Below are 24,543 nucleotides of genomic sequence, written 5' to 3'. Positions count from 1 at the left end.
CGAACATTCTTTCGCAATAGCGCCTGTCAGACGTACTCGCCAAACCAGGCCAGCATGTCCTGCCAGGCAGCCGTGGCCTGCGTTTCCTTGTACCGATCGCTGGTGTCGTTGTGGAAGGCGTGGTCGACGCCGGGATAGACCGTGAGTCTGTGATGGACGTCGGTGGCAGCGAGCGCATCCCGCAGGGCCGGCATTGCACCAGTGATGCGCTGGTCAAGTTCGGCATAGACGCCGAAGACCGCCGGTTTTATGGCCGGGACCTTGTCCAGATCGGGTGCGGGTCCGTAGAAGGCTGCCGTGGCCTTCAGCCCGGGTATTTCGGTTGCGGCCTGCCACGTGATTCCACCGCCAAAACAATAGCCATTCATCGCGATCCGGTTCCCGTCAACAAAGTCCAGTGATCGGAGATAGTCGAAACCAGCAGCAAAGTCGGAGACATGGCGCTGGGCTCCGGCACGCGTCAACGCTCCTGGTACGGCGTCGGGATCAAGGCTCGAGGTTCCTCCCTCCCTGCTCAGAAGATCCGGGGCCAAGGCAACGTATCCGGCTTTCGCGAAGCGTCGCGCGACGTCCTGGATATGCGGGGTGAGACCGCGGTTCTCGTGGCACACAAGGACCGCCGGACCGGCGTCGGGCGCTTCAGGCCTGGCGAGGTAGGCGCTGATCTCGGTTTCGCCAGCGGGGAACTGGATGGTGGCCGTCACCAGGCCGGGCGCATCCTCGGGGACGGATAGCGGGCTCCTCGCCCCTGGGACCGCCTGCGCGGACGCAAGCACTCCTGTGGTTTCGGGGCGTGGCATGGGATCGGTGCCTCGCGGGATCTCATCCGGAGTACATCCGAGTTGCAGCATCGTCGAGGAAGCGGCAGCCATGCTCCCGGTGATGAAAGCCACCCGACGAATGAACGTCCGCTGGGATATGTCTCCCGCGCGGTAGTCGTCGAAGAACTCTTCGACCAGGTACGTTTCAAATTTTCCGAGCTGGATCATGGAGGGCCTCCTGAGTTTGCCGCATATCCTCCTCCCAAGACCATCGCTAGGCAAGATCAGTGGGTAAAGCCGCCCCGCAATGAGACACTCGGTCCATGCGTGAATTCGTCGTCCTCGGCACCGCCTCCCAGGTCCCGACGCGAACCCGCAACCATAACGGTTATGTGCTCCGCTGGGACGGCGAGGGCCTGCTCTTCGACCCTGGGGAAGGCACTCAGCGTCAGATGATCCAGGCTGGTGTCTCGAGCAGCCAAATCACGCGCATCTGCATCACCCATGTCCACGGCGACCACTGCCTGGGGCTTCCCGGCGTGCTTTCGCGCATGGCACTGGACCGTGTGGCGCATCCGATTCACGTGCACTATCCCGCTTCCGGGGAGGACATGATCCGTGCGCTCGTGGCCGTCGCGTCCCCCGGCGTCGACCTCCGTCTCCATCCGCACGGAAGCGCGGGACCTGTCGCTTCGGGACTGGACGTGCGCCCGCTATTGCATCGCCTCGAGACGTACGGCTATAGGGTTACGGAGCCTGACGGCCGCAGCCTGCTGCCCGAGCGGTTGGCGGCGGCCGGGATTACCGGGCCGGACGTCAGCCTCCTGCAACGGGACGGGAGCATGGGTGGCGTGCGCCTTGAGGAGGTGAGCGTGCCAAGGCCCGGGCAAAGCTTTGCTTTCGTGATGGACACGGCGCCCTGCGCCGGTGCGGAGGAACTTGCCGAGGGGGTCGATCTTCTCGTGGCGGAATCCACGTTCAGCGACGACGACGGCGTCCTCGCCGCCCAATACCGGCACCTCACGGCCGGGCAAGCCGGCGCACTGGCTGCCACCGCCGGAGCGGGCATGCTCCTGTTGACCCACTTTTCGTCGCGCTATCCCGACGTCGGGCAGCTCGCCGAGCAAGCCCGGGCGCGTTCCGGCGGGATTCCGGTCGTGGCAGCGAACGACTTGGACAGGATTCCCTTCCCGAAACGGAAGCGCTGGTCATAGCCTAAGGTCTCCGGCCTGCGTAAGCACGCTGGGGATTCCGGAGTCTTCTGACATAAAACGAGTACACGTCACTCGTTTCACATCGTAGGAAAAGACGGTTGAATATGTAGAGGAGCACATTCGGCACCTCGATGAGCTACCGGCCCTCCGGGACCGGTATGGGACGGGGCCGACGGCGGGAGGCCCCTTGAGCCCGGGGCTCGGGGCTCTCTACCCCAGACGCCGCCGGCCCCCCAAACTTGTTCACCCTTGAGCAGTCCCCCGTGGTGCGGTTCAGATGTTGCTTGCAATCATTGAATAGTCTTTGAACACCACTGGACCGGCAGTGAGAACAGGCCGGTAGACGGCTTCGAATGCCGCCACCTCTGCGGATTTCCCGTGGGCTTCGCGAGCTGCCTCGTCTTCGAAAATGAACAGATGGACGAACTTCGTGGGATCTTCGGCGTCCTGCCAAGCGGAGTAGAGCCGAGTTCCCGGTTCGTTCGCCCTGACGTAGTCCACGAATACTTCGATGGCCGCTTTGACCCGCCCGACGGCGTAGGACTGAACCTGGTAGGTAGCTGTTTGGCAGATAGGCACTTTGTCTCCTCCTGGTTGGGACTTGGGAAACATGTCTTCCAAGACAAGCACGTCCCCTGGGCAACGGGATAGTGGCTCCCAACTCATGTCCGGCGATTAATGTCTGGGCCTGCAGATAGTTTCACGTTGAGATTGCCGCCCGAGAGGATCCGAGACGTATGTCCGTACCAGCTTCGTTTGAATCAACACCCACGACTTCCGGCATGCCTGATTGGTACCCGGAATTGCTGGCCGCAGTTTCTCGCCAGGTCTTTTCCGGCCGGTCAAGGGCAATCTCGGCAGCTAACCGCGAGATGCTCGTTGCCTATTGGAGAATCGGCAGGCAACTGGCGGAGCGGGAGTCCGCGGAAGGTTGGGGCAGCAAGGTGGTCACAAGGCTCTCGGCCGACGTCCGCTCCGCCTTTCCGGAGGCAAGGGGTTTCTCGCCACGGAACCTGCGGTACATGAAGTCCTTTGCGGAGGCTTGGCCGGAATTCCCAATGTTGCAACAGTCTGTTGCAACATTGCCGTGGGGGCACAACGTCCTCTTGCTGGACAAACTGGAGGACCATGCTGACAGGGTCTGGTACGCTGACCAGGCGCTGGCCGAGGGCTGGTCGCGGAGCGTCTTGGCGGTTCAGATCGAAACCCGACTTCACGAGCGCTCCGGCAAGGCGATCACCAACTTCAAGGCGACCATGCCGCCGTCGGGCTCTGATCTTGCCCAACAGTCATTCAAGGACCCCTACGTCTTTGATTTTGTTGCCATGGCCGGCAAACGGGACGAGCGCGACCTTGAAAATCAGTTGATCCGGCACGTTGAAAAGTTCCTCCTGGAACTTGGGCAGGGCTTCGCGTTCGTGGGTCGGCAGGTGCGGCTCACCATCAGCAGCGACGAGTTCTTCACCGATCTGCTGTTCTACAACTTCAAACTGCGTTGCTTCGTGGTGATTGAACTGAAAGCCACCGCCTTCAAGCCGGAATACCTTGGCCAGATCAATATGTACATGTCCGCCGTGGACGATCTGCTCCCGCACGCCGACGACCAGCCGACCATTGGGCTGTTGCTGTGCAAAACCAAGAACAATGTGGTGGCCGAATACGCGCTGCGCGGGTTCAACAAGCCTGTGGGCATCGCGGAATGGGAGGCGGAAATCGCGGGCTCGCTGCCCGAGTTCGCCTCGACGCTACCAAGTATCAGCGAGTTGGAGGCCGAACTTTCCCGATCGCGTTAAATTGTCGGCGCCTCCTGCGATGCTGTGGGGATGGAGGGAAGGACAGCTTTGAGTGTGGACAGCAGCGCGGATGCCGGGGCGGCCGTGGAGGCCGTTGCCGCGTCCGTTGCCGTGCTTGCTGCCCTGGCCGAAGCCGGTACGGACCGCCCCGATCCCCTGCGCAGCCTGGCGGATGATTGCCTGGACGGCCTCGCCGAGGTCGCCCGCCTGGAAGCCCGGACCGCCGCCCTGAAAGCCAAGCTCGCCGCCAACTACGTCCAGGCAGCCAGGGCCCTGGCATCACCGGCCCCCTCCCCGCAGGAACGCACCGCCCACGAACTCGCCCTGATCGCCGAGCTCGCCTGCGCCCTGACCGTCAGCGAACGAACCGCCGCAGCCCTCCTCTCCGAAAGCCACGCATTGACCACGGCCCTGCCACGGACCCTGACCGCCCTTGGATCCGGGACGATCTCCTGGCAGCACGCCCGCATCATCATCGACGAAACCGACACCCTGGACCCCGCCGCCCTCGAAACACACTTCCTGGACCCCGACACGCCCACCCCCGCCCGCGGCTGCCCCGCCGGAGACCTCGTCCCCTCCCGGTTCCGCGCCAAAGCCCTCACCTGGCGCGAACGCCACCACCCGATCAGCATCGAAAAACGCCACGCCAAACGAGCCCAGGACCGGCGCGTCGAATACACCCCGGACAAGGACGGCATGGCATGGCTCTCAGCCCACCTCCCCGCAGCCACCGCCGCGGCGATCTGGAACCGCACCACCACCGCGGCCCGCGCCCTCCAAAGCCCCCACGAACCCCGGACCCTCGCCCAGCTCCGCGCCGACATCACCGCCACCTGGCTCCTCACCAACGGCACCAACAACACCAACGATGAAATGCCCGACGGCGGCACGGAAGTCAGCGGGGCGGAACCAGGACAGGCCGGGCGCGTCCCCTCCCCCAAAGCACAGGTCCTGATCACCGTCCCCGTCCTGTCACTGCTGGGCGCCACGGACGAACCGGCCATGCTGGACGGGTACGGGCCGATCCCGCCGTCCATGGCGCGGCGCCTGATCACCGACGGCGCAGACTCCTTCCACCGCGTCCTGACCGACCCCCGCGACGGTGCCCCGCTGGAAATCGGACGCACCAGCTACCGCGTCACCAAAGCCCAACGCCAATGGCTCCGGCTCCGCGACGGCAAATGCCCCTTCCCCGGCTGCAACAACCACTCCCTGGACAACGAAGCAGACCACCTCCTGGCCTGGGCCCACGGAGGCACCACCGGCATCTCCAACCTGGCCCAGCCCTGCCCCAAACACCACCGCCTCAAACACCGGACCGGCTGGACCCCCACCACAGCCAGCAAAAATAGTCCACCGGGATGGACATCACCCTCCAAACGCCACTACCCCAGCGAACACCAAGACTGGGAACCACCCTACTGGCCAGAACACATCCCGATTACCGACACACAACCAGGCCCACAACCACGCCCGGACGAAGAACGGCCGGAAATGCCCCCGGATCCATTCCCGGACTGGCACTCCTTCACGGACACACACCCATGGCCAGCATGCGACATGGACGACACGGACAATCTTGGCTGGCCCACGCCCCTCGACGAACCTCTATCAGAAGGTGTGGTTTTCCAGAGCGCCTGATCAATTCGATCCTCATACAGGGAACGAGGAATAGGGGGCTGAGAGGGCCGGGACAACGGTGGATGAGCTCCTGGCCAAGCTGGCAGCGGTTGAGGATTCGAGAGCCCGCGAAGTGAATGAAAAGCACGGCGACGATCACAGTGTGAACCTCGGCAAACTGCGCGCGATCGCGGAGCGGCCGAAAGCCCAACAAGAACTCACACACGCCCAACTCAAAGCGCTGCAGGTGAGCCTGATGTTCGCGATCCCCCCACGGTCGCCACGGCGTCGCTACGCTCGGGGACGAAGCCTTGCGAAGAACAGACTTCAGGTCTACAACGAAGCCATAGAACAACAACGACGAGCATGCCGAAATACCGGGCATGTTTTCTCCCGAAAGGACCTTGGGATGTCGAGCCTCTGGACCTTGAGTCGCCAGTCAGCGAGGTGCTGACATGTCGACGTCCGTTGGTGAGAATGGCCGCGATCTCGAGCATCGACCTGCGCCCGGCAACAACGCCCAGATCCCGGCCCGGCCAGGCCAAGTCGCCTGCAGCCGCAACCAATGGAAGGAAAGATGAAGTTGAAACACTTGAAGGATTCAGCACGAGGCGTCAGAACCACCTTCGTTGCAGCCCTCACCATCACGGCGATCGCCGCTTGCAGCTCCCCGAGCCCATCCTCCACGCCGAGCGCTACGGGCTCCGGAGGCGCCGTACCGCAGATCTCCGCGGCTGCGTTCACCGCCGATTTCTCAGCGATGAAACAACTCACGTCGCTCGGCTCGCAGGGCAAGGGCATGGTCGGCGTTCTACTGCCCGACACCACGACCTCCGCGCGGTACGTTACGTTCGACGCCCCGTACCTGAAGAAGGCGTTCGAGGCGGCAGGGCTGGACTCCACCAAGTTCAAGATCGACAACGCGCAGGGCAGCGCGAGTACGATGCAGACGCAGGCCGAGGCCGACATCACGGCCGGGGCATCCGTGCTGCTGGTCGACGCTCTCGACTCGGGTTCGGGCGCGGCCATCGAGGCGGCCGCTACCGCGCGCGGCGTCAAGGTGATCGACTATGACCGGCTCGTCAAGGGCGGCGCGAAAGATCGCGTCTACGTGAGCTTCGACAACGTCAAGGTCGGTCAGCTGATTGGCGACGGCGAAGTCAGTTGCATCGGCGACTGGAAGGTCAGCAAGCCGAACATCCTGATCATGGATGGCGACCCGACCGACAACAACGCGAAGCTGTTCGCCGAAGGCTACAACGGCGTGCTCAAGCCGCACTTCGACAGCGGCGAGTACGTGAACGCCGGCGAGCCCGCCGGCACCTGGACACCCTCGGTAGCACAGACAACCTTCGCCCAGCAGTACACCGCCCATCCGAACATCAACGCGGTCGTCACGCCCAACGATGACAACGCCAACGCGGTGATCGCGTACCTGCAGAGCAAGCAGATCCCCGCCAAGACCTTCCCGACCACGGGGCAGGACGCGTCCCTGTCCGGCCTGCAGAACATCCTGAAGGGCTACCAGTGCGGAACAGTGTACAAGCCGATCTACTTTGAGGCCCAGGCCGCTGCCGCGGCTGCGCTCTACCTTCGGGCGGGCGTGGACGTTCCTTCTACACTGGTGAACGGCAAGACGACGGACGACACGGCGAAAACCGATGTCGCGTCGGTCCTGCTGACCCCGTTGTGGGTTACCACGAAGAACATGGCCGAGACGGTCGTCAAGGACGGCGCTGTGACGGTCCCCGCGCTGTGCATCTCACAGGTGAAGGACGCATGCACCGCGGCCGGCATCCAGTAGTCGGAACAGCGAAGTAGGTAAAACATCAAGTAGTTCGCAACCCTCGAACCGGTCGTTTCCTGCAGGGGACAGGGAAGGACCGGATCGGCCTGGCCCCCAGCGCTCACCGAAGGAACTAGCGTGATTCCTGAAACGCCATCGCAGCCGGCGACAACGGCCCGACCTGACGCCGGGCCGTTGCTTCGCCTCGTGGGGATCGACAAGAACTTCGGGCCGGTGCAGGCGCTGGCCGACGTCACCCTCGAAGTGCCGACCGGGAAGGTGACCGCGCTGGCCGGCGACAACGGCGCGGGCAAGTCAGTGCTGATCAAGTGCGTAGCCGGCATTTACGCCCCCGACGACGGCCAGCTGTTTTGGGAAAACAAGCCCGTCAGGTTGAACTCACCCCACGAGGCCGCCGAACGCGGCATCGAGACCGTCTACCAGGATCTGGCCCTGTGCGACAACCTCGACATCGTGCAGAACATGTTCCTCGGCCGCGAGCGCCTGCGCCATCTCCTCCTCGATGAAGAGAGCATGGAGATCGCGGCCCGGGAGACGCTGGCGAGCCTGGCCGTGACGAGCGTGCGTTCGATCCGGCAGCCGGTCGCGTCGCTGTCCGGCGGCCAACGCCAGTCCGTGTCGATCGCGAAGTCTGTGCTGTGGAACTCGAAACTCGTCATCATGGACGAGCCGACGGCGGCTCTCGGCGTCGCCCAGACTGAGGTCGTCCTCAACCTCATTCGCCAGCTCGCCGACCGCGGCGTCGCCGTCATCGTCATCTCGCACAACATGAACGACGTCTTCCAGGTCGCCGACCGCATCGCCGTACTCAGGCTCGGGCGGCTCGTGGAGGTTCGGCCCATCACGGAAGTGGACCGGCAGATCGTGGTCGACCTGATGACCACCGGTGTCTCCGACCGGGTAAGGCCGGAACCCGCGCCCTCAATGCCGTCGCAACGCAGGATTCCCGCCGCCAAGGGGCCGCTCCCGTCCGTCGCAGGTGCCCTCCATGAGGAGCCGACGACCGCGGCTGCCGCGCGAAAGGCCGCGCTGGCGCTGAACCCCGACATCACCGCCACGTCGCTGCCCGAGTACTTCCGCGCGGCGCTGGCGCGGGTTCGGGCCGGTGAGAGCGGAGTGCTGCCGGTGCTCGCGGGCCTGCTCCTGATCTCGGCGCTGTTCCAATCGCTGAACCCGAACTTCCTGACCCCCGGCAACATGGTGAACCTGCTCATTCAGGGTTCGGTGTTCATGCTGCTGGCGATGGGCCAGGTCTTCGTGCTCCTGCTCGGCGAGATCGACCTGTCAATCGGGTACGTCGGCGGCGTGGGCGGTGTCATCATGGCCGAACTTGTACAGGAGTCGACCGGCTGGCCGTGGTGGGCGGCGATCGCCGTCGGGCTGGCTGCCTGCGCCGGGATCGGGGTGCTGCATGGCACGATCATCACCCGCCTCGGGCTGCCGTCATTCGTCGTGACGCTCGGTGGCCAGCTCGGCTGGCTCGGCGTGATGCTGATGATCCTCGGCAGCGGCGGCGTGGTGCCCATCAACGACAACGTCATCAACGACATCGCCAGCGGCAACCTCAGCCCGTTGACCAGCTGGACCGTAATGTTCGTCGTCGCCGGAGTGTTCAGCACCTGGACGTGGCTGAGGGACGCCCGCCGGCGCGATAGCGGACTCGTCGCGCCGCCGGTCAGCGTGAGCGCCCTGAAGATTGCGGCCGTGCTCGCCACAGGTGTGGCCGTCGTCTGGCTTTGCAACACCAACCGAGGCACTCTGGTTGAAATCAGCGGTGTGCCCTGGGTACTGCTGGTTGTACTCGGAGTCCTCGCGGCCTGGACGCTGCTGCTCGGCCGCACCCGGTTCGGCCGCTACGTCTACGCTATTGGCGGCAATGCCGAGGCCGCACGACGGGGCGGCGTGAATCTCGCGCGCATCCGAACGATCGCCTTCATGCTCGCTTCCTTCACTGCCGGAATCGCCGGAATCGTTTACGCGTCCCGGCTCCGCTCGGTCTCAACCTCGTACGACGGCGGCACGCTGGTGCTCTACGCCGTCGCCGCGGCGGTGATCGGCGGCACCAGCCTATTCGGCGGCCGAGGCAAGGTGCTGCACGGGGTCCTCGGCGGCCTGGTGATCGCAGCGATCGACAACGGCATGGGCCTGCAGGGCTACAGCGCGCCGGCGAAGTATGTGGTCACCGCGCTGGTTCTCGTCTCGGCCGTGACGATCGACGCGGTCGCCCGCCGAGGGCGCTCCCGGACGTGAGGCAAGGCAAGCGCTTTTGCAAGGGTAGGAAAACATGAACGATTCGCTGCAGATCTTCCGCGGCCGCCTCGACGTCGCTGGCCAGATCGGACGACGGAGTGCGAAGAACGTGAACTACTAATGCCCAACCTTCTGAATGACATTAGCCGTCGTCGGCATCAAACCTCTCGAACAGCGTGCCCGCTGCCGGCACTCCGAAAAGTCCGGTCCGCTGACACAACTCCCTGCGCGGTCGGGATCAAGCCATGGGCTGCTGAGAGCTCACTAAATCGGGCCCTGCATGATTTACCGTGCAGGGCCCGCTTTAGTGGCAGCTAGTTGGAAGTCTTCCAACTAGCTCAACAGGACCCCTAAAACTCCCAGTCCTCATCCTCAGTATTAACCGCTTTCCCAATCACATAAGACGAGCCCGACCCCGAGAAGAAGTCGTGGTTCTCGTCAGCATTGGGTGACAGGGCCGACAAAATGGCTGGGTTCACGTCGGTGACGGAGGCCGGGAACATGGCCTCGTAGCCGAGGTTCATGAGGGCCTTGTTGGCGTTGTAGTGCAGGAACTTCTTCACGTCCTCGGCCAGGCCCACTCCGTCGTAGAGGTCGTGCGTGTACTGGACTTCGTTTTCGTACAGCTCGAAGAGCAGCTCGAACGTGTAGTCCTTGATTTCCTGGCGCCGTTCCTCGGAGACCTTTTCAAGGCCCTTCTGGAACTTGTAGCCGATGTAGTAGCCGTGTACGGCTTCGTCGCGGATGATCAGACGGATGAGGTCTGCCGTGTTCGTGAGCTTCGCCCGCGAGGACCAGTACATGGGCAGGTAGAACCCGGAGTAGAACAGGAACGATTCCAGCAGTGTGGAAGCGACCTTGCGCTTGAGGGGATCGTCGCCTCGGTAGTAGTCCATGACGATCTGCGCCTTCTTCTGCAGGTTCTCGTTCTCGAGGGACCAGCGGAAGGCATCGTCGATCTCCTTGGTGGAGCACAGGGTGGAGAAAATCGACGAGTACGATTTCGCGTGCACCGACTCCATAAAGGCGATGTTCGTGTACACCGCCTCTTCATGCGGGGTGATCGCGTCCGGAATCAAGGAAACAGCGCCAACCGTGCCCTGGATGGTGTCCAGCAGGGTCAGGCCCGTGAAGACGCGCATGGTGAGCTGCTGTTCGTCCGGAGTCAGGGTGTGCCACGACTGGACATCGTTGGACAACGGCACCTTCTCGGGCAGCCAGAAGTTGTTGACCAGGCGGTTCCAGACCTCCACGTCCTTGTCGTCCTGGATGCGGTTCCAATTGATCGCTTCGACGTGGCTAAGCAGCTTGACCTTCTCGGTCATTTCGTCCCCTTAACGTATGTGTTCTTAAGGTAAGCGTACGACGCCGGGCGCTCACCCGGCGTCGTACTCTTCAGTTGTATGGCGCGGCGGTTGCCGCAATTAGTCAACCGTTATCGGTTACAACATGCAGCTGACGCAGCCCTCAACCTCGGTCCCTTCCAGCGCGAGCTGGCGGAGGCGGATGTAGTAGAGCGTCTTGATGCCCTTGCGCCATGCGTAGATCTGCGCCTTGTTGATGTCGCGCGTGGTGGCGGTGTCCTTGAAGAACAGGGTCAGGGACAGGCCCTGGTCCACGTGCTGCGTGGCGGCGGCGTAGGTGTCGATGATCTTCTCGTAACCGATCTCGTACGCGTCCTGGTAGTACTCCAGGTTGTCGTTGTCGAGGTACGGAGCCGGGTAGTAGACGCGGCCGATCTTGCCTTCCTTGCGGATTTCGATCTTGGCGGCCACCGGGTGGATCGACGACGTCGAGTTGTTGATGTAGCTGATGGAACCCGTGGGCGGGACGGCCTGCAGGTTCTGGTTGTAGATGCCGTGCTCCATGACGGAAGCCTTCAGCTCGCGCCAGTCTTCCTGCGTCGGAATATGGATGCCGGCGAAGAGCTCGCGGACGCGCTCGGTCTCCGGGGTCCATTCCTGCTCGGTGTACTTGTCGAAGAACGCGCCACTCGCATAGGTGGAGTTCTCGAAGCCTGCAAAGGGCTGACCTGTCTCGATGGCCAGCTTGTTCGAGGCACGGAGAGCGTGGAACAGCACCGTGTAGAAGTAGATGTTGGTGAAGTCCAGGCCTTCTTCGGAACCGTAGTGGACGTGCTCACGGGCAAGGTAACCGTGCAGGTTCATCTGGCCGAGGCCGATAGCGTGGCTCTGGGCGTTGCCCTGCGCGATGGACGGTACCGAGTTGATGTAGGACATGTCCGAGACCGCGCTGAGGGCACGGATGGACGTCTCGATCGACAGGCCGAAGTCCGGGGAATCCATGGTCTTGGCGATGTTCATCGAACCAAGGTTGCAGGAGATGTCCTTGCCGACCGTCTCGTAGCTGAGATCCTCGGCGTAGATGGACGGCGTGGAAACCTGCAGGATCTCCGAGCACAGGTTGCTCATGGTGATCTTGCCGGCAATCGGGTTGGCCCGGTTCACGGTGTCCTCGAACATGATGTACGGGTAGCCGGACTCGAACTGGATCTCTGCAAGGGTCTGGAAGAACTCGCGGGCGCTGATCTTGGTCTTCTTGATCCGCGAGTCGTCAACCATCTCGTAGTACTTCTCGGTGACCGAAATATCGGAGAACGGCACGCCGTAGACGCGTTCGACGTCGTACGGGGAGAAGAGGTACATGTCCTCGTTCTTCTTGGCCAGCTCGAACGTGATGTCCGGGACCACGACGCCGAGGGACAGCGTCTTGATACGGATCTTCTCGTCGGCGTTTTCACGCTTGGTGTCCAGGAAGCGGTAGATGTCCGGGTGGTGGGCGTGCAGGTACACGGCACCCGCACCCTGGCGGGCACCGAGCTGGTTGGCGTAGGAGAAGCTGTCTTCGAGGAGCTTCATGACCGGGATGACACCGGAGGACTGGTTCTCGATCTGCTTGATCGGCGCGCCGTGCTCACGGATGTTGGACAGCGAAAGGGCCACGCCGCCGCCGCGCTTGGACAACTGCAGCGCCGAGTTGATGCCGCGGGCAATCGACTCCATGTTGTCTTCGATGCGCAGCAGGAAGCAGGAGACCAGCTCGCCGCGCTGGGCCTTGCCGGCGTTGAGGAACGTGGGCGTGGCGGGCTGGAAGCGGCCATCGATGATCTCGTCCACGAGGCGGCTGGCCAGCTCTTCGTTGCCGCGGGCAAGGTGCAAGGCAACCATGCAGACGCGGTCCTCGTAGCGCTCCAGGAAGCGCTTGCCGTCGAAGGTCTTCAGCGTGTAGGAGGTGTAGAACTTGAAGGCACCGAGGAAGGTCTCGAAGCGGAACTTCTTCTTGTAGGCGCGGTTGAACAGCTCACGGATGAAGTTCATCGTGTACTGATCGAGGGTCTCGCGCTCGTAGTACTGGTTCTTGACCAGGTAGTCCAGCTTCTCTTCCAGGTCATGGAAGAAAACGGTGTTGTTGTTCACGTGCTGCAGGAAGTACTGGTGCGCGGCCTCACGATCGGCTTCGAACTGGATCTCTCCGTTCGGACCGTAGAGGTTCAGCATGGCGTTGAGCTCATGGTAGCCGAGGCCCTTATAGGCCTCTGGCAACGGCTTCTTGACGTTGGCGGTATCCATAGCGCCCTTGGTTACTTCTGTATCTGCGACAGTCGTGTCCAAAACTTTTCCAGCCCTTCGTTGACCCTTTGGACGTCTTCAGGCGTCCCCATGAGTTCAAATTTGTAGAGATGCGGAACCCGGCATTTAGTGGCGATGATGTCTCCCGCCATGCAGTAGTTTTCCGCGAAGTTGGTGTTCCCTGCCCCGATCACGCCGCGGATCAGTTCCCTGTTCTGCGGGTTGTTCAAGAACCTGATGACCTGCTTGGGCACCGAGCCTTCGCCATTCGTACCACCATAGGTGGGCAGCGCAAGGACGAAGGGTTCCAGTGCGAGCAACGGCGCGTCCTTGGCATGGAGCGGGATGCGTGCCGCGTCGACGCCGAGCTTCTGGACGAAGCGCTTCGTGTTCTCGGAGGTGGAGGAAAAGTAGATGAGGTGACTCCGCGTGCGGACAGCTTCAGTCGCCGCTTGTGCAGGTGCTGTTGCCAGCGCTGCCATGGGAGTCACCTCGACTACATTGGAATACTTTGTTGTGGCGGCGGAGTCTTGAAAACTAGGCCACGGAAGCCGCAGCCAGTGCCAGCTCTTCGATCTTGTCCGGACGGAATCCCGACCAATGATCCTGCTCGGTCACCACGACGGGAGCCTGCATGTATCCAAGGGCCTTGAGGCGCTCAAGGGCCTCGGCATCCTGGGAGATGTCGACACTCTGGTAGGCGATGCCCTTCTTGTCGAGTGCTCGGTAGGTTGCGTTGCACTGAACACAGGCCGGCTTCGTGTAAACCGTCACAGTCATGGTCCCTGTCCTCTTTGTTGAAGTCTTTAGCTCTTCGTATTGGCAGGCCCCGACCGGAACTGATCACTCCGATACTGGCCCGCTGGCCGGCGAAGCGGCCAAACTATCTATTACGTCTTGCATTCATGTCTTGTGCTGGTTTCCCGCTCAATCCGTAAATCGATACTACATGTAGTGCAAGCGCCTCAGCGGAACCCCAAGATGATGTATTACAAGTATGTCATTTTACGCACCGGTAGTCCACAGGCCAAGAGGGTAAAAATGTCCGGGAATCCGCCAAATCCAAAGACGAAATCCACACCCTGTGGACTACTTAGCCACAATTAACCGTCAGCGTGTCGCGCCGCTCCTGGCGTGTCGCACCATCTCTGCCAACGACGTTCAATGAGTCGCCCGCCACATCCTGTAGCGCGGGCCGGTCACCACAGCAGAAGCGGAGACCGAATTCACACGGCTATGCTGGCTTCCACGGTCTTTCGGCCGACACCGAGCCTAAGGATCACTGATGGTCAACCTTCTCCACCTGCGGACGCTGCTTGAAGTCACGCGGCTCGGTTCCTTCGCGGCAGCCGCCGGGCGGCTCGGCTACACCGCCTCAGCCGTATCCCAACAGATGGCAGCGCTGGAACGGGACACCGGCGTCGAACTCTTCCACCGTTCCGCACGCAGCGTGGTCCCCACCGAAGCAGCCCTGACCATGGTGCGCCATGCATCCAAGGTGCTCACTGACGTCGACACCCTGCTGGCGGCTGCATCAAGAAGCACGGACTCCCCCGTTCAAGAGCTCCGGCTGGGCATCTTCCCCAGCCTGGCCACCTACGTGCTGCCGGACATCCTCCGGAACCCGCGCTGGAAGAAGCTCGGCATCGAACTCCGTGTGTGGGTAGCAGAGCCATCCCAGACCATCCAAGGTCTGCGCAGCGGCGGTGAACTGGACCTCGCGCTGGTGTACCAAGTGGGCCAGTCGGGGCTGGCGTGGCCGCATACTTTGGAGCGGCAGTGGATCGGTGACGACGACTTCCGGGTGGTGCTGCCCGCCTCGTGGGGTATCCGGGAGGAGGCAGAAATGCAGGCCTCCCAGCTCTCGGACATGCCATGGATCATGCACCACCCCGGCACCAGCGACGCCGTGGTGATCGAACGGCTGTTTGCCAGCTGCAATCTGCACCCCCGCGTGGTGGCTTACAGTGACGACTTCCACGCCAGCCTCGAGATGGCTGCCGCAGGGCTCGGTGCCGCACTGGTACCGGAGCTGGCGCTGCGGCACCGGCCGCCCGGTGTGGTGGTTCTCGATGTCCCGGACATCCGGCTCGCGCGCAACGTCTTCGCGCTGCTCATCAACGAAAAGCGCACAGCGCAAGTGCAGCTCTTCACCGAATTGCTGGCAGACACGCTTCACGGTAGCGCGGCAACGGTCCGGGCCAGACGTGCCGCGACGACGCCCACATCAGCCCAAAAGTCAACGCCCAAGCCACCCGGCTGAAATCTTCCAGGATGCTGGAACACGCCGCTTGTTTGGGACTATCTTGAAGACATGAGCAAGGTAGCGAGCAAGCATTTCGGGGAAATCGAGCTCAACCACGGGCGGGAGCGCTGTTACGTGGCTTCCCACGAGTTCGCCGGAAATCCCCTCGAACTGGACTTGAACGTCACGGCACATGACCATTTCGACGAGAAGGCGCTCCACAAGGTGGACTACCGCCTGGGCTACCTCCCCGAGCTGGTGGACCAGGTCCGCGACATGATCGCCGAAGAACTGGACCAGGACGGCACCAACTCCCAGCAGTTCCTCCACTTCCACTCCAACCAGCTCAAGGAAGAGCAACTGGAGGCGGTGTTCGGCGTCCGCGACAAGACGCAGCTCACCAAAGACGTGTTTCTCAGGGCCCTCAAACTGGGTCATGTGGCGATCTACCCCGGCCAACCGGAGCGTTACTTCGTCCTGGATTTCACCCTGGGATCGCACTTCACCGACGAGCTCCTGGTGGTTGCGGCGGACGAGGACGGCGTGGTGGACGACGAAATCCTCTGGGAATAGTTTCCGGGGGAAGAGTCAGAGCTGAAAGTGCGACGGCGGCCGGTCACCTTTCGAGGTGACCGGCCCGTTCGCTCGCTTCTCAAAGGTTGGCGCGGCAGGCCGCACCAACCTTTGAGCCTCTGCGAGCTCTCTTATTGCATCAGCGGTTTACTTGGATGCTTCCAGCAGGCTGGCGCGGACCGTCTTGGTGGCCTTGACCAGGTTGCGCAGGGACTCTTCGGTCTCGGCGTAGCCGCGGGTCTTCAGGCCGCAGTCCGGGTTGACCCAGAGCTGGCGGGACGGGACGTGCTTCACTGCGGTAGCCAGCAGCTCGGTGACCTCCGCTTCGCCCGGAACGCGCGGCGAGTGGATGTCGTAGACGCCCGGACCAACGCCACGGCCGAAGTGGTGTGCTTCGAGGTCGTGGACAACCTCCATGCGTGAACGTGCTGCCTCGATCGAGGTGACGTCGGCGTCGAGGCCGTCGATTGCATCGATGATCACGCCGAACTCCGAGTAGCAGAGGTGGGTGTGGATCTGGGTTGCGTCGGCGGCACCGGCAGTGGCCAGGCGGAAGGAGTCCACCGACCACTTCAGGTAGGCGGCGTGGTCTGCCTTGCGCAACGGAAGGAGTTCGCGCAGGGCGGGCTCGTCTACCTGGATCACCTTGATGCCTGCGGCTTCGAGGTCGGCAATCTCGTCACGCAGCGCCAGGCCCACCTGGTTGGCGGTCTCGCCCAGCGGCTGGTCGTCGCGGACGAAGGACCAGGCGAGGATGGTGACCGGACCAGTGAGCATGCCCTTCATCGGCTTGCTGGTCAGGGACTGTGCGTATTCAGCCCAGGCAACCGTGATGGGAGCCGAACGGGTGACATCGCCCCAGAGGATGGACGGACGGGTACAGCGGGAGCCGTAGGACTGGACCCAGCCGTGAACCGTGACGTCGAAGCCTTCGAGGTTCTCGGCGAAGTACTGCACCATGTCGTTACGCTCGGGCTCGCCGTGCACCAGGACGTCGTAGCCGAGCTCTTCCTGCAGCTCGACGACCCGCTTGATCTCGTCCTTCATGAGCTGCTCGTACTGCTCGTTGGTGAGGTCGCCCTTGTTGTTGCGGGCACGGGCCGAACGGATTTCCGAGGTCTGCGGGAAGGATCCGATGGTGGTGGTGGGCAGCGGCGGCAGCTGCAGCGCCGCTTCCTGTGCGGCTTCACGGACCGAGTACTCGGAACGGTTGAAGTCGGCTTCGGTAAGGGCCGCAGTGCGCGCACGGACGTCGGCACGCTGGACGCCTTCAGCCGTAGCGCGGGAAGCGATCACGGCAGAGGCTTCGTCGATGGCGGCCTTCGCGGAAGCCGGGTTGGCCAGGTAGTCCGCCAAGGTCTTGACCTCCACTGCCTTCTGGTCAGCGAACGCGAGCCAGCTGCGCAACTGCTCCGAGAGCTGGGTCTCCTCGGCAGTGTCATGCGGGACGTGCTGGGTGGAGGTGGAGGTGCTGACGGCGAGCTTGCCGGCGGCGGCCTTCAATTCGTCCAGCTTCGCGGCCGAAACGGCGAGGTCGTTGCGCCAGATGTTGTGGCCGTCCACGACGCCGGCAACCAAGGTCTTGTTGCCCAAGCCAGCCAGGGCAGCTGCGGACGGGACAGCGCCCTTGAAGACGTCGATGTGCAGGGCATCGATGTTGGTTGCGGCAAGGGTGCCGAGCTGGCCATCGAGGGAACCGTAGGGGGTGGAGACGAAGAGCTGCGGGCGCGCCGCGGCACCGGACAGGACCTCGTAAGCGCGGGCGACCGCAGCCTGGATTTGGGCGGCCGGGGTGTCCTGGTCAACAACCAGGGCAGGCTCGTCCAGCTGGATCCAGCTGGCGCCTGCGGCGGCCAGCTTGCCGAGCAGTTCAACGTAGACCGGGAGGACATCCTCGAGGCGGGACAACGGGGCGAAGCCCGCGGGAGCGTCGTCCGAGGCTTTGGAAAGCAGCAGGTAGGTGACCGGGCCGACGATGTACGGACGGGTCTCGATGCCGTTGGCCAGGGCGAACTCGAATTCCTCGACGATGCGGTTGGAGGCGAGCTTGAAGTCGGTTTCCGGGCCGATTTCCGGAACGAGGTAGTGGTAATTGGTGTCGAACCACTTGGTCATTTCCAGCGGCTGCTGTTCCTTGTTGCCGCGGGCCAGGGTGAAGTAGCCATCGATGTCGAGCTGACCTTCGGCGTTGAGCAGCTGGCCGAAACGGGCCGGGACAGCGCCGAGGTGTGCTGTGGCGTCAAGCACCTGGTCGTAGAAGGAGAAGGTGCCCGGAACGGCGGCGGCTTCGTTGAGGCCGAGTTCCTGCAGGCGCTTGGCGATGGTCAGCTGGATGTCCTTGGCAGCGGCGTCCAGGGCCGCGGCGTCGATCTTTCCGGCCCAGTAGGCTTCAACGGCCTTCTTGAGTTCGCGACGGCGGCCGATGCGCGGGTAGCCGAGCAGCGAGGCTGCGGGGAACTGGGTGTTCTGTTCAGTCATGGGAGTTTCCTTGGGCAGTAGGTACAAATCGGAGTGTCTTGGTTGCGGACCAGCGTTGGCTGTTCAGCTGACGAGTTCTTGGCGGCGGGCGATGGCGTTGAGCCTGCTTGCCGGGCGCGCCGGGCGGGGAAGAGCAAGCTTGTCCAGCACGTCCAGGGCGCAGGCGTGCTCGTTGAACGTATACAGGTGGATCCCCGGAGCACCGGCCTGGAGGGCAGCGTTTGCGAGGTCCACCGTGGCGCGGACGCCGATCTTGCGCCGTTCGGCGTCGTTGTCCGCCGCGGCAAGTTGTTCGATGAGCTCCGGTGCCGGCTCGACGCCGGTGAGCTCGCCGAGTCGCTTGAGCCGGCGAAGGCTCGTCAGCGGCATGACGCCCGGAATGATCGGGATGGTGACGCCTGCGCGCCGCGCCCGGGAGATCAGGTCAGCATATTGCTCGGTGTGGAAGAAGACCTGCGTGATGGCGAAGTCGGCGCCCGAGCGCTGCTTCGCGAGCAGCACCTCGACGTCGTGCTCGATGCTCGGTGACTCCGGGTGACGGGTGGGATACGCGGCCACGCCAACGGCGATCTTGCCTGCACACAGCAGGGCCGATCGCCGCTGTTCCACGCGGCGAATCAGTTCGATCAGGTCCTGGGCATACCGCAACGACCCGTTGACTGGCTGTCCGCCATCCTTAGGCAGGTCGCCGCGCAGGGCAAGGATGCCGCGAACGCCGTTGTCCAGGAGTTCACCGATGATCTCGGCCAGTTCCTGAGGAGTATTTCCCACGCAAGTGAGGTGGGCCAGGGGCCGCAGGGTGGTTTCAAGCAGGAGCCTGTTGATGAGCTCGACGGCGGTGTCCCGGTTGGAGCCGCTCGCACCGTAGGTGACGGAAACGAAGTCCGGGTCCGTGGCCTCAAGCTCTCCGATGGTGGTCCAGAGAGACTCAGCAGCCGCTGGAGAGCGGGGTGGGAAGAGCTCGTAGGACAAGGCAACGGGAGCAGTGCCGGTCAAGTTGGGATGGGTATCAATGAGGCTTGGTGGTGACATTTGCGTCCTTGGCTGTGTGTCAGCGGGCCTGCCGAGGGACGTGAAACCAAGTCCCTGCGCTGCAGAATCGGTGAATTGAGTTGGGGATACACGCAACGAACTCCAGCAGGGCGCAGCCGCGACTGTTACGCCTGGAATGAAGTTGTCCGTGTGCAAATGTCAGGCCCACATGGGGGCACCCACACCCTCCTGCCTGCCTTCAAGAGACAGATCCGGCGGAGGATCGCTGACACGTTACCGCGGTAACTTGATTACGACTCTAGATCGAGGCTTCGGGCGCCACAAATCGTCCACCGAATTAAGACGCAGTTTTACGCCACGTTTCACCCGATTTCTGAACATTCTTCGCTTGGTCCTCGAGCGGGGCCTGGCTGGCAGGAAGTCCCCTTGGAGAAGCCTGTCAGCGTAGCCCTCCCTATGAAGGTCAGCCAGGACTATTCTTTTGGCATGATCCAGCTTCCAGTCAGTTACCAGGAGTACCTCGCCGACAAAGACGAAAGGTTCGTCCAGACAGTCCGCCCCATCCTGATGCAATCGGCCGCGGACCAGCTTCACGGTGTCCGCGTGGTTTACAACCACAGCGGCCACCAAGCGCATTTGGACGATTCGATCCCCTACGGCACCATCGTGGAGGACATCGACTGAGAGACTCGAGGCCTCCTCTCAGCCTTTCATGGCCCCCGAGAGGGCAAACGCGTCGCCCGATCCCCGGGCCACCGCCGCGTAGAGGATAAGCACCGGGACCGAATACACGATGGAAAACGCGGCGAGCTCCCCGTAAGCGATGGCGCCGTGTTGGCCGAAGAAGCTGAAGACCGACACCGCGGCCGGCTGCTTGGCGGCGGACAGCAACAGGATGAAGGGAACGAAGAAGTTCCCCCAAGCCTGGATGAAGACGAAGATGAACACCACGCCCAGGCCCTGACGCATCAGGGGCAGGACGATCCTGCGCAGTGTGGCCAGTCCCGAGGCACCGTCCATCCAGGCGGCTTCCTCCAACTCGAGCGGCACGGAGTCCATGAAGTTCTTGGTCATCCAAATGGCCATGGGCAACGTGGTGGTTGCCATGAAGAAGATCGTCGCGGGCATCGAGTCCAGCAATTGCAATTGCACGAACAAGCCGTAGACCGGGACCATGATTGCCGTGACCGGAAGCGAAGTGCCGAACAGGATCGCATAAAGGAACGGCTTGTTGAATCGCGACTGATACCGGGACAGCGGATAGGCCGCGAGTACGGCGGCTGCCAGGTTCACGATGGCGGTTCCAGCAGAGAGCAGCAAGCTGTTTGCCAACGGCCGGAACAGCAGCTCGGGCGTCAGCACGGCCGTGAAATTGGCGAACGACGGCGATTGCGGCCACCGCGTTTGGTATCCGGCGTGCGGGTCTACCGAGGCAAGCAGGAGCCACGCCAGGGGTAGCACGAAGCACATGCCAATCACGGCCAAAGCTGCATTGGCAGCCCACCGGCCACGGGGCAGTCCCCCGGCCACCGCCGTCGGACGCCTCCCGGTGACCAACAACAGCCCGCGGCGCTGGGATGTCACGATTTTGCCCCGCGGAGGAGCCTGACATACACCGCTCCGAAGACCATGCCGAGCAGGATCAATACCGAAGCGATCGCCGTGCCATATCCGATGTCCCCCAGCTTGAAGGCTTCCTGGTAGGCCAGGACCGGCAACGTGGTACTGGCGTTGGAGGGGCCGCCTGCCGTCATCACCCAGATGAGGGTGAACACCGCGAGGGTTTGAAGGGTGATCAGCATGAGATTGGTGGCGATGCTTCCGCGGATGATCGGCAGGGTGATGAAGGCGAGGCGCTGCCAACCCCGGGCGCCGTCCATCAGGGCGGCTTCGGAAATGTCCCGCGGGACTTGGGAGAGCGCCGCCCTGTAGACCAGCATGGAGAACGCGGTCCCCCTCCAGACGTTGGCCAGGATGACAGCACCCATCGGGAAGGCGTACAACCAGTTGGCGCCACGAACACCGAGCATCCCCAAGAGTTGGTTGAGCGTGCCGTCCTGGCTGAAGTACGCGTATGCCGCGAAGGCCGCCACGATTTCCGGCAGCACCCACGAAGAGACCACCGCCGTACCCACCAACGACGCAGTTGCTCCCCCGGATCTGGTCATCAACAAGGCAATGACCAGACCCAGGGCGTTCTGTCCGAGGATCGCCGAAACGGCCACGAAGACCACCGTCAGCCACGCCGAGAGCGGGAAGACGGAATCCGTCAGCATGCGGGCGTAGTTGTCCAGGCCGATCCATTGAGGATTAAGGGCAGCCTTGCCGGATAACGCGGCGTTGGTGAAGGAGGCATAGAAGGACCACAGCACGGGCCCCAGCAGGAAGAGGGCCAGTAGCAGAACCGAGGGCACTACCGGCAGCAAGCGGGATCTGCGGCGCAGGGATTCAGGGGCTGCCATGCGTCATTTCTGAACGACCTTGGCATCACCGACAAGTTTCTTGACCGACGCGTCGTACTCCGCTGCGGCCTCTACCGGGCTCTCCTTGCCGGTAATGACGGCCTCGGTAGCGGCCTGGACGGCAAGCGAGATCTTTGGGTAGTCCGCGGTGGCCGGGCGGTAGTGCGTGACCCCCACCAGCGAGGAGACGTCCTTCACGAACGGGTTGGCTGCCTGGTAACCGGGATCGGAAGCCACATCGGTGCGGACCGCGATTTGGGAATCATTGACGTCGAAGGCCAGCGCGTTCTTCTTGCTCAGGGCAGTGGTCAGGAACTTGAAGGCCAGGTCCGGATTCTTGGTCTTGGCATCGACGGCGAGCGTCCACCCGCCGGACATGCTCACTCCCCCCGGATCCTGCCCGAACTGAGTGGGGAACCGGGCTACCCCCATATCCTGCGCATACCCGGCCCATTCGTAGGCGCCGCCTTTCTGCCAGAACGACGGCGCGTACGAACCTTCCACGGTGGCGCCCATCTTGCCTTGTGGCAGCCACTCGCCAAAGACCTTCTTCCACACATTGGGATCGAGGGCGTCCGCCGGCGCTACGGCAAGTTTCTCGTCGTAGAGGGTCTTCAGGAACTGAAGCGAGTCGGTGAATCCCTGGGATCCCACCACCCACTTCTTTTCGCTGTCTGAATACAAGGAGCTCGCCGTTCCATAAAGGAGCTCGTAGAAGCCCTGCATGACAGTTCCTTCACCGGTGGCTTGTCCGGCATACATGTTGAAAGGCACCACGCTGGGATCCGCGGCCTTCATTTTGCGGGCGGCCGTCAGGATGTCATCCCAGGTTTTCGGCTGCCACGGCACAGGGATGCCGGCCTTCTGGAGGACTTGCTTGTTGTACCAGATGCCCCTGGTATCGGTGCCAAGCGGAACAGCGTAGATACCGCCGTCGTCTCCGCGTCCCGCGGCCTTGGCGCTCTCGTTGAAGGCGGACCATCCGTCCCATGTGGCCAGCAAGGCGTCGAGTTTCAGGAGGTACCCGGCGTCGACATCCGAGCGGACCTTGAAGGTGTCCTCGTAGAAGACGTCCGGAGCTGTGTCGGGAGACCGCTGGGCCAATGCGAGCTTGGTGCCATAGTCGTCGTCGTTGGCTTGGATGGGCTCAAGGTCCACACTCACGCCCGCGTTGGCCGCTTCGAATTCCTGTTTAGCGTCCTGGAAGACCTTGTCCAGGGCAGTGAAGGAGTCGGTCTTCTGATAGACGATCTTGATCGTCTTCTTGTCGTTGGCTTGGGGTTGGTTGGCGGAACATGCAGCCGAGGCCAAAAGCGCCACGACGCCGAGCAATGCTACTCCGAACCGGACTGGGCGACGCATGACGCTCCGATCTTCACGCGGCTGCAGCCCCCCACACTTCAGCTGGCCCAGCCTTTTTGCCGATATATAAATGAACATTAAAAACACAGCCCTGCTGAACAGGGCGAAGAGAAAGCCTTAACCGTCCAACAAAAGCCGCTGGGCGCGTGGTGCAAGGGTGTGCTCCAGTACCAGACAAGCTGCCCCGATGGCGCCCACGTCTTCGCCCACTCCGGTTCCGACCACCTCAATGCCGTGGATGCTGTTGGCAGCGCTGTTTGCGGCGAGCAGGGCGGGGATGCGTTCCAGGTAGCGCTCTGCCATCCGGCCCCAGAAGGGGCCGCCGAAGACAACGCGTTCGACGTCGAGGGTGTTGGTCACCACAGCAACCGCACGGGCAACCAGCACCGCCGACTTATCGATGATGGCAATGGCACGTTCGTCGCCCGAGTCCGCGGCATCGCAAAGCCGTGCAAAGCCTTCCTGCACTTCCGGGCCTTCCGTGCTTCTACGGGAACCGTTCAGCACGCCTTGCTTTTCAGCCTCGGCCACGAGGACCTGTGGAATGCAGGAAGACTTGACGCACCCCCGCAGGCCGCAATCGCATTCGGGGCCGTCCGGATCGACAATGATGTGGCCGATTTCTCCGGCGTTGCCGGAGGTTCCCCGGACCACCTCGTCGTTCAGGACGATCCCGCAGCCAATACCGGTACCCATGTACATGAAGATAAAGCTGCCGGTGCCACTGACCCCACCTGCCCAGGTTTCGGCGACGGCTGCACTCGTGACGTCCTTGTCCACGAGGGTCTCCAGTCCGGTGGCCTCCGCGAGGGCGTCCCTCAGGTGAACCCGGTCCCAACCCATCATGAGGGGCGGATCCACCACGGCACCCTCATCGAGGTCTATCGGGCCCGGCGCCGCGACGCCGAGTCCGGCGATCTTCCCCGGAACTACACCGGACTCTTGGATCAGTGACTTGATTTCCTCCGCTATGGCGGCGATGACGTGCTGTGGATTGCCGCCGGCCGGAGTGGGGATCCGCGAGTGTTTCACGACGGCGCCCACCAGATCCAGGACCACGGAAGTGATGACTGCGGGATCAACGTGGACGCCCAACGCGTACATTCCGGACGGGTTCAGGCGCAGGATGGTACGGGGCTTGCCCGGACCGCTGCCTTCCTTGCCTGCCTCCACAATGAGCTGCTGGTCCAGCAGCCGCCTGGAGATATTCGAGATGGTCTGCGGCGAGAGGCCCACGATCTGGGCCAGTTCCACGCGGCTCAGGCCGCCCGATGATCGCCTAATTGCGTCGAGAATGACGGTCAGGTTGAAGTCCCCCATGCGTGGCAGATTAGTTCCGCGCCTCGGAGTCGGCTGGCGGATCTCAGTCACGGAATCCCCTAAAATCATTCG

At 62.8% G+C, this 24,543-nt stretch carries 22 protein-coding genes; 10 read left to right on the top strand and 12 right to left on the bottom strand.

Annotated elements, in window-relative coordinates; translation table 11 throughout:
* Window positions 1-26: 26 nt before the first annotated feature.
* Window positions 27-989, bottom strand: a complete 963-nt coding sequence (locus ABD884_RS06885) for a dienelactone hydrolase family protein (RefSeq protein ID WP_345041052.1) — start codon at window positions 987-989, stop codon at window positions 27-29.
* A gap of 95 nt (window positions 990-1,084) precedes the next feature.
* On the opposite strand from ABD884_RS06885, the gene ABD884_RS06880 reads away from it, so the two are divergent.
* Entirely contained in the window at window positions 1,085-1,975 is an 891-nt protein-coding gene (locus ABD884_RS06880) for a ribonuclease Z (RefSeq protein ID WP_345041047.1), read from the top strand.
* Between the two features lie 273 nt (window positions 1,976-2,248).
* Here the strand turns inward: ABD884_RS06880 and ABD884_RS06875 are convergent, their stop codons facing one another.
* Window positions 2,249-2,554 carry a putative quinol monooxygenase gene (locus tag ABD884_RS06875; protein ID WP_345041040.1) on the bottom strand — a complete coding sequence of 102 codons (306 nt, stop codon included), beginning with the start codon at window positions 2,552-2,554 and terminating at the stop codon, window positions 2,249-2,251.
* A gap of 158 nt (window positions 2,555-2,712) precedes the next feature.
* Here ABD884_RS06875 and ABD884_RS06870 point away from each other — a divergent pair, with 158 nt between their 5' ends.
* The 6 genes from ABD884_RS06870 to ABD884_RS06845 all read left to right on the top strand — a co-directional run bounded on the left by ABD884_RS06870 (window position 2,713) and on the right by ABD884_RS06845 (window position 9,448).
* Window positions 2,713-3,768: a PDDEXK nuclease domain-containing protein gene (locus ABD884_RS06870; RefSeq protein ID WP_345041035.1), complete on the top strand. Its 1,056-nt coding sequence runs from the start codon at window positions 2,713-2,715 to the stop codon at window positions 3,766-3,768.
* Between the two features lie 30 nt (window positions 3,769-3,798).
* A complete protein-coding gene (locus tag ABD884_RS06865) occupies window positions 3,799-5,412 on the top strand; it encodes an HNH endonuclease signature motif containing protein (RefSeq protein WP_345041028.1) in 1,614 nt (537 codons plus the stop codon).
* Between the two features lie 112 nt (window positions 5,413-5,524).
* Window positions 5,525-5,845 (top strand): hypothetical protein, encoded by a 321-nt coding sequence (locus ABD884_RS26165; protein WP_425548263.1) that lies wholly within the window; start codon window positions 5,525-5,527, stop codon window positions 5,843-5,845.
* 1 nt (window position 5,846) lies between these two features.
* The gene (locus ABD884_RS06855; RefSeq protein ID WP_345041020.1) at window positions 5,847-5,972 is read left to right on the top strand and encodes a hypothetical protein; all 126 of its coding nucleotides are present in this window, start codon (window positions 5,847-5,849) and stop codon (window positions 5,970-5,972) included.
* Window positions 5,969-7,195 (top strand): sugar ABC transporter substrate-binding protein, encoded by a 1,227-nt coding sequence (locus ABD884_RS06850; protein WP_345041014.1) that lies wholly within the window; start codon window positions 5,969-5,971, stop codon window positions 7,193-7,195. Before ABD884_RS06855 ends, ABD884_RS06850 begins: the two co-directional genes overlap by 4 nt.
* A 120-nt stretch (window positions 7,196-7,315) precedes the next feature.
* Window positions 7,316-9,448 (top strand): ABC transporter permease subunit, encoded by a 2,133-nt coding sequence (locus tag ABD884_RS06845; RefSeq protein ID WP_345041007.1) that lies wholly within the window; start codon window positions 7,316-7,318, stop codon window positions 9,446-9,448.
* A 350-nt stretch (window positions 9,449-9,798) separates the two neighbouring features.
* Here the strand turns inward: ABD884_RS06845 and nrdF are convergent, their stop codons facing one another.
* The 4 genes from nrdF to nrdH all read right to left on the bottom strand — a co-directional run bounded on the left by nrdF (window position 9,799) and on the right by nrdH (window position 13,818).
* On the bottom strand, window positions 9,799-10,773 hold the full coding sequence (gene nrdF, locus ABD884_RS06840) for a class 1b ribonucleoside-diphosphate reductase subunit beta (protein WP_345040995.1): 975 nt from the start codon (window positions 10,771-10,773) through the stop codon (window positions 9,799-9,801).
* Between the two features lie 117 nt (window positions 10,774-10,890).
* Window positions 10,891-13,038, bottom strand: coding sequence for a class 1b ribonucleoside-diphosphate reductase subunit alpha (gene nrdE / locus ABD884_RS06835; protein WP_345054656.1), 2,148 nt, complete (start codon window positions 13,036-13,038; stop codon window positions 10,891-10,893).
* Between the two features lie 11 nt (window positions 13,039-13,049).
* Complete coding sequence (nrdI, locus tag ABD884_RS06830; protein ID WP_345040987.1) at window positions 13,050-13,520, bottom strand: class Ib ribonucleoside-diphosphate reductase assembly flavoprotein NrdI; 471 nt, start codon at window positions 13,518-13,520, stop codon at window positions 13,050-13,052.
* Between the two features lie 55 nt (window positions 13,521-13,575).
* Complete coding sequence (gene nrdH / locus ABD884_RS06825; protein ID WP_028267421.1) at window positions 13,576-13,818, bottom strand: glutaredoxin-like protein NrdH; 243 nt, start codon at window positions 13,816-13,818, stop codon at window positions 13,576-13,578.
* Window positions 13,819-14,323: 505 nt separating this feature from the next.
* Here nrdH and ABD884_RS06820 point away from each other — a divergent pair.
* Both ABD884_RS06820 and ABD884_RS06815 read left to right on the top strand, forming a co-directional pair.
* On the top strand, window positions 14,324-15,301 hold the full coding sequence (locus ABD884_RS06820; RefSeq protein WP_345040970.1) for a LysR family transcriptional regulator: 978 nt from the start codon (window positions 14,324-14,326) through the stop codon (window positions 15,299-15,301).
* 51 nt (window positions 15,302-15,352) lie between these two features.
* A complete protein-coding gene (locus tag ABD884_RS06815) occupies window positions 15,353-15,856 on the top strand; it encodes a DUF2004 domain-containing protein (protein WP_345040962.1) in 504 nt (167 codons plus the stop codon).
* 147 nt (window positions 15,857-16,003) lie between these two features.
* Here the strand turns inward: ABD884_RS06815 and metE are convergent, their stop codons facing one another.
* Together metE and ABD884_RS06805 are read right to left on the bottom strand one after the other, a co-directional pair.
* Window positions 16,004-18,334 (bottom strand): 5-methyltetrahydropteroyltriglutamate--homocysteine S-methyltransferase, encoded by a 2,331-nt coding sequence (gene metE, locus ABD884_RS06810; RefSeq protein WP_345040958.1) that lies wholly within the window; start codon window positions 18,332-18,334, stop codon window positions 16,004-16,006.
* Window positions 18,335-18,397: 63 nt separating this feature from the next.
* Window positions 18,398-19,366: a methylenetetrahydrofolate reductase gene (locus ABD884_RS06805; protein WP_345040950.1), complete on the bottom strand. Its 969-nt coding sequence runs from the start codon at window positions 19,364-19,366 to the stop codon at window positions 18,398-18,400.
* Window positions 19,367-19,753: 387 nt separating this feature from the next.
* On the opposite strand from ABD884_RS06805, the gene ABD884_RS06800 reads away from it, so the two are divergent.
* Window positions 19,754-20,011, top strand: a complete 258-nt coding sequence (locus ABD884_RS06800; protein ID WP_345040945.1) for a hypothetical protein — start codon at window positions 19,754-19,756, stop codon at window positions 20,009-20,011.
* An 18-nt stretch (window positions 20,012-20,029) separates the two neighbouring features.
* Here the strand turns inward: ABD884_RS06800 and ABD884_RS06795 are convergent, their stop codons facing one another.
* The 4 genes from ABD884_RS06795 to ABD884_RS06780 all read right to left on the bottom strand — a co-directional run bounded on the left by ABD884_RS06795 (window position 20,030) and on the right by ABD884_RS06780 (window position 24,522).
* Window positions 20,030-20,914, bottom strand: coding sequence for a carbohydrate ABC transporter permease (locus tag ABD884_RS06795; protein WP_376955251.1), 885 nt, complete (start codon window positions 20,912-20,914; stop codon window positions 20,030-20,032).
* A complete protein-coding gene (locus tag ABD884_RS06790) occupies window positions 20,908-21,789 on the bottom strand; it encodes a carbohydrate ABC transporter permease (RefSeq protein ID WP_345040938.1) in 882 nt (293 codons plus the stop codon). Before ABD884_RS06790 ends, ABD884_RS06795 begins: the two co-directional genes overlap by 7 nt.
* Before the next feature lie 3 nt (window positions 21,790-21,792).
* Window positions 21,793-23,151 carry an extracellular solute-binding protein gene (locus ABD884_RS06785; protein ID WP_345040930.1) on the bottom strand — a complete coding sequence of 453 codons (1,359 nt, stop codon included), beginning with the start codon at window positions 23,149-23,151 and terminating at the stop codon, window positions 21,793-21,795.
* A 117-nt stretch (window positions 23,152-23,268) separates the two neighbouring features.
* Window positions 23,269-24,522, bottom strand: coding sequence for an ROK family protein (locus ABD884_RS06780; protein WP_345040919.1), 1,254 nt, complete (start codon window positions 24,520-24,522; stop codon window positions 23,269-23,271).
* Window positions 24,523-24,543 lie beyond the last annotated feature (21 nt).

Origin of the sequence: Arthrobacter methylotrophus (assembly GCF_039539965.1) — a bacterium.
In the GTDB taxonomy this organism is placed as follows: Bacteria; Actinomycetota; Actinomycetes; order Actinomycetales; family Micrococcaceae; genus Arthrobacter; species Arthrobacter methylotrophus.
Note: the sequence above shows the minus strand (reverse complement) of the source record. Positions and strands in the feature narration are given on the sequence as shown.

Bases quoted from the DNA above. Each gene is read 5' to 3' on its own strand.
- ABD884_RS06885 (WP_345041052.1), bottom strand. From the start codon at position 989: ATGATCCAGCTCGGAAAATTTGAAACGTACCTGGTCGAAGAGTTCTTC.
- ABD884_RS06880 (WP_345041047.1), top strand. From the start codon at position 1,085: ATGCGTGAATTCGTCGTCCTCGGCACCGCCTCCCAGGTCCCGACGCGA.
- ABD884_RS06870 (WP_345041035.1), top strand. From the start codon at position 2,713: ATGTCCGTACCAGCTTCGTTTGAATCAACACCCACGACTTCCGGCATG.
- ABD884_RS06865 (WP_345041028.1), top strand. From the start codon at position 3,799: ATGGAGGGAAGGACAGCTTTGAGTGTGGACAGCAGCGCGGATGCCGGG.
- ABD884_RS06855 (WP_345041020.1), top strand. From the start codon at position 5,847: ATGTCGACGTCCGTTGGTGAGAATGGCCGCGATCTCGAGCATCGACCT.
- ABD884_RS06850 (WP_345041014.1), top strand. From the start codon at position 5,969: ATGAAGTTGAAACACTTGAAGGATTCAGCACGAGGCGTCAGAACCACC.
- nrdF (WP_345040995.1), bottom strand. From the start codon at position 10,773: ATGACCGAGAAGGTCAAGCTGCTTAGCCACGTCGAAGCGATCAATTGG.
- nrdE (WP_345054656.1), bottom strand. From the start codon at position 13,038: ATGGATACCGCCAACGTCAAGAAGCCGTTGCCAGAGGCCTATAAGGGC.
- nrdI (WP_345040987.1), bottom strand. From the start codon at position 13,520: ATGGCAGCGCTGGCAACAGCACCTGCACAAGCGGCGACTGAAGCTGTC.
- nrdH (WP_028267421.1), bottom strand. From the start codon at position 13,818: ATGACTGTGACGGTTTACACGAAGCCGGCCTGTGTTCAGTGCAACGCA.
- ABD884_RS06820 (WP_345040970.1), top strand. From the start codon at position 14,324: ATGGTCAACCTTCTCCACCTGCGGACGCTGCTTGAAGTCACGCGGCTC.
- ABD884_RS06815 (WP_345040962.1), top strand. From the start codon at position 15,353: ATGAGCAAGGTAGCGAGCAAGCATTTCGGGGAAATCGAGCTCAACCAC.
- metE (WP_345040958.1), bottom strand. From the start codon at position 18,334: ATGACTGAACAGAACACCCAGTTCCCCGCAGCCTCGCTGCTCGGCTAC.
- ABD884_RS06805 (WP_345040950.1), bottom strand. From the start codon at position 19,366: ATGTCACCACCAAGCCTCATTGATACCCATCCCAACTTGACCGGCACT.
- ABD884_RS06790 (WP_345040938.1), bottom strand. From the start codon at position 21,789: ATGGCAGCCCCTGAATCCCTGCGCCGCAGATCCCGCTTGCTGCCGGTA.
- ABD884_RS06785 (WP_345040930.1), bottom strand. From the start codon at position 23,151: ATGCGTCGCCCAGTCCGGTTCGGAGTAGCATTGCTCGGCGTCGTGGCG.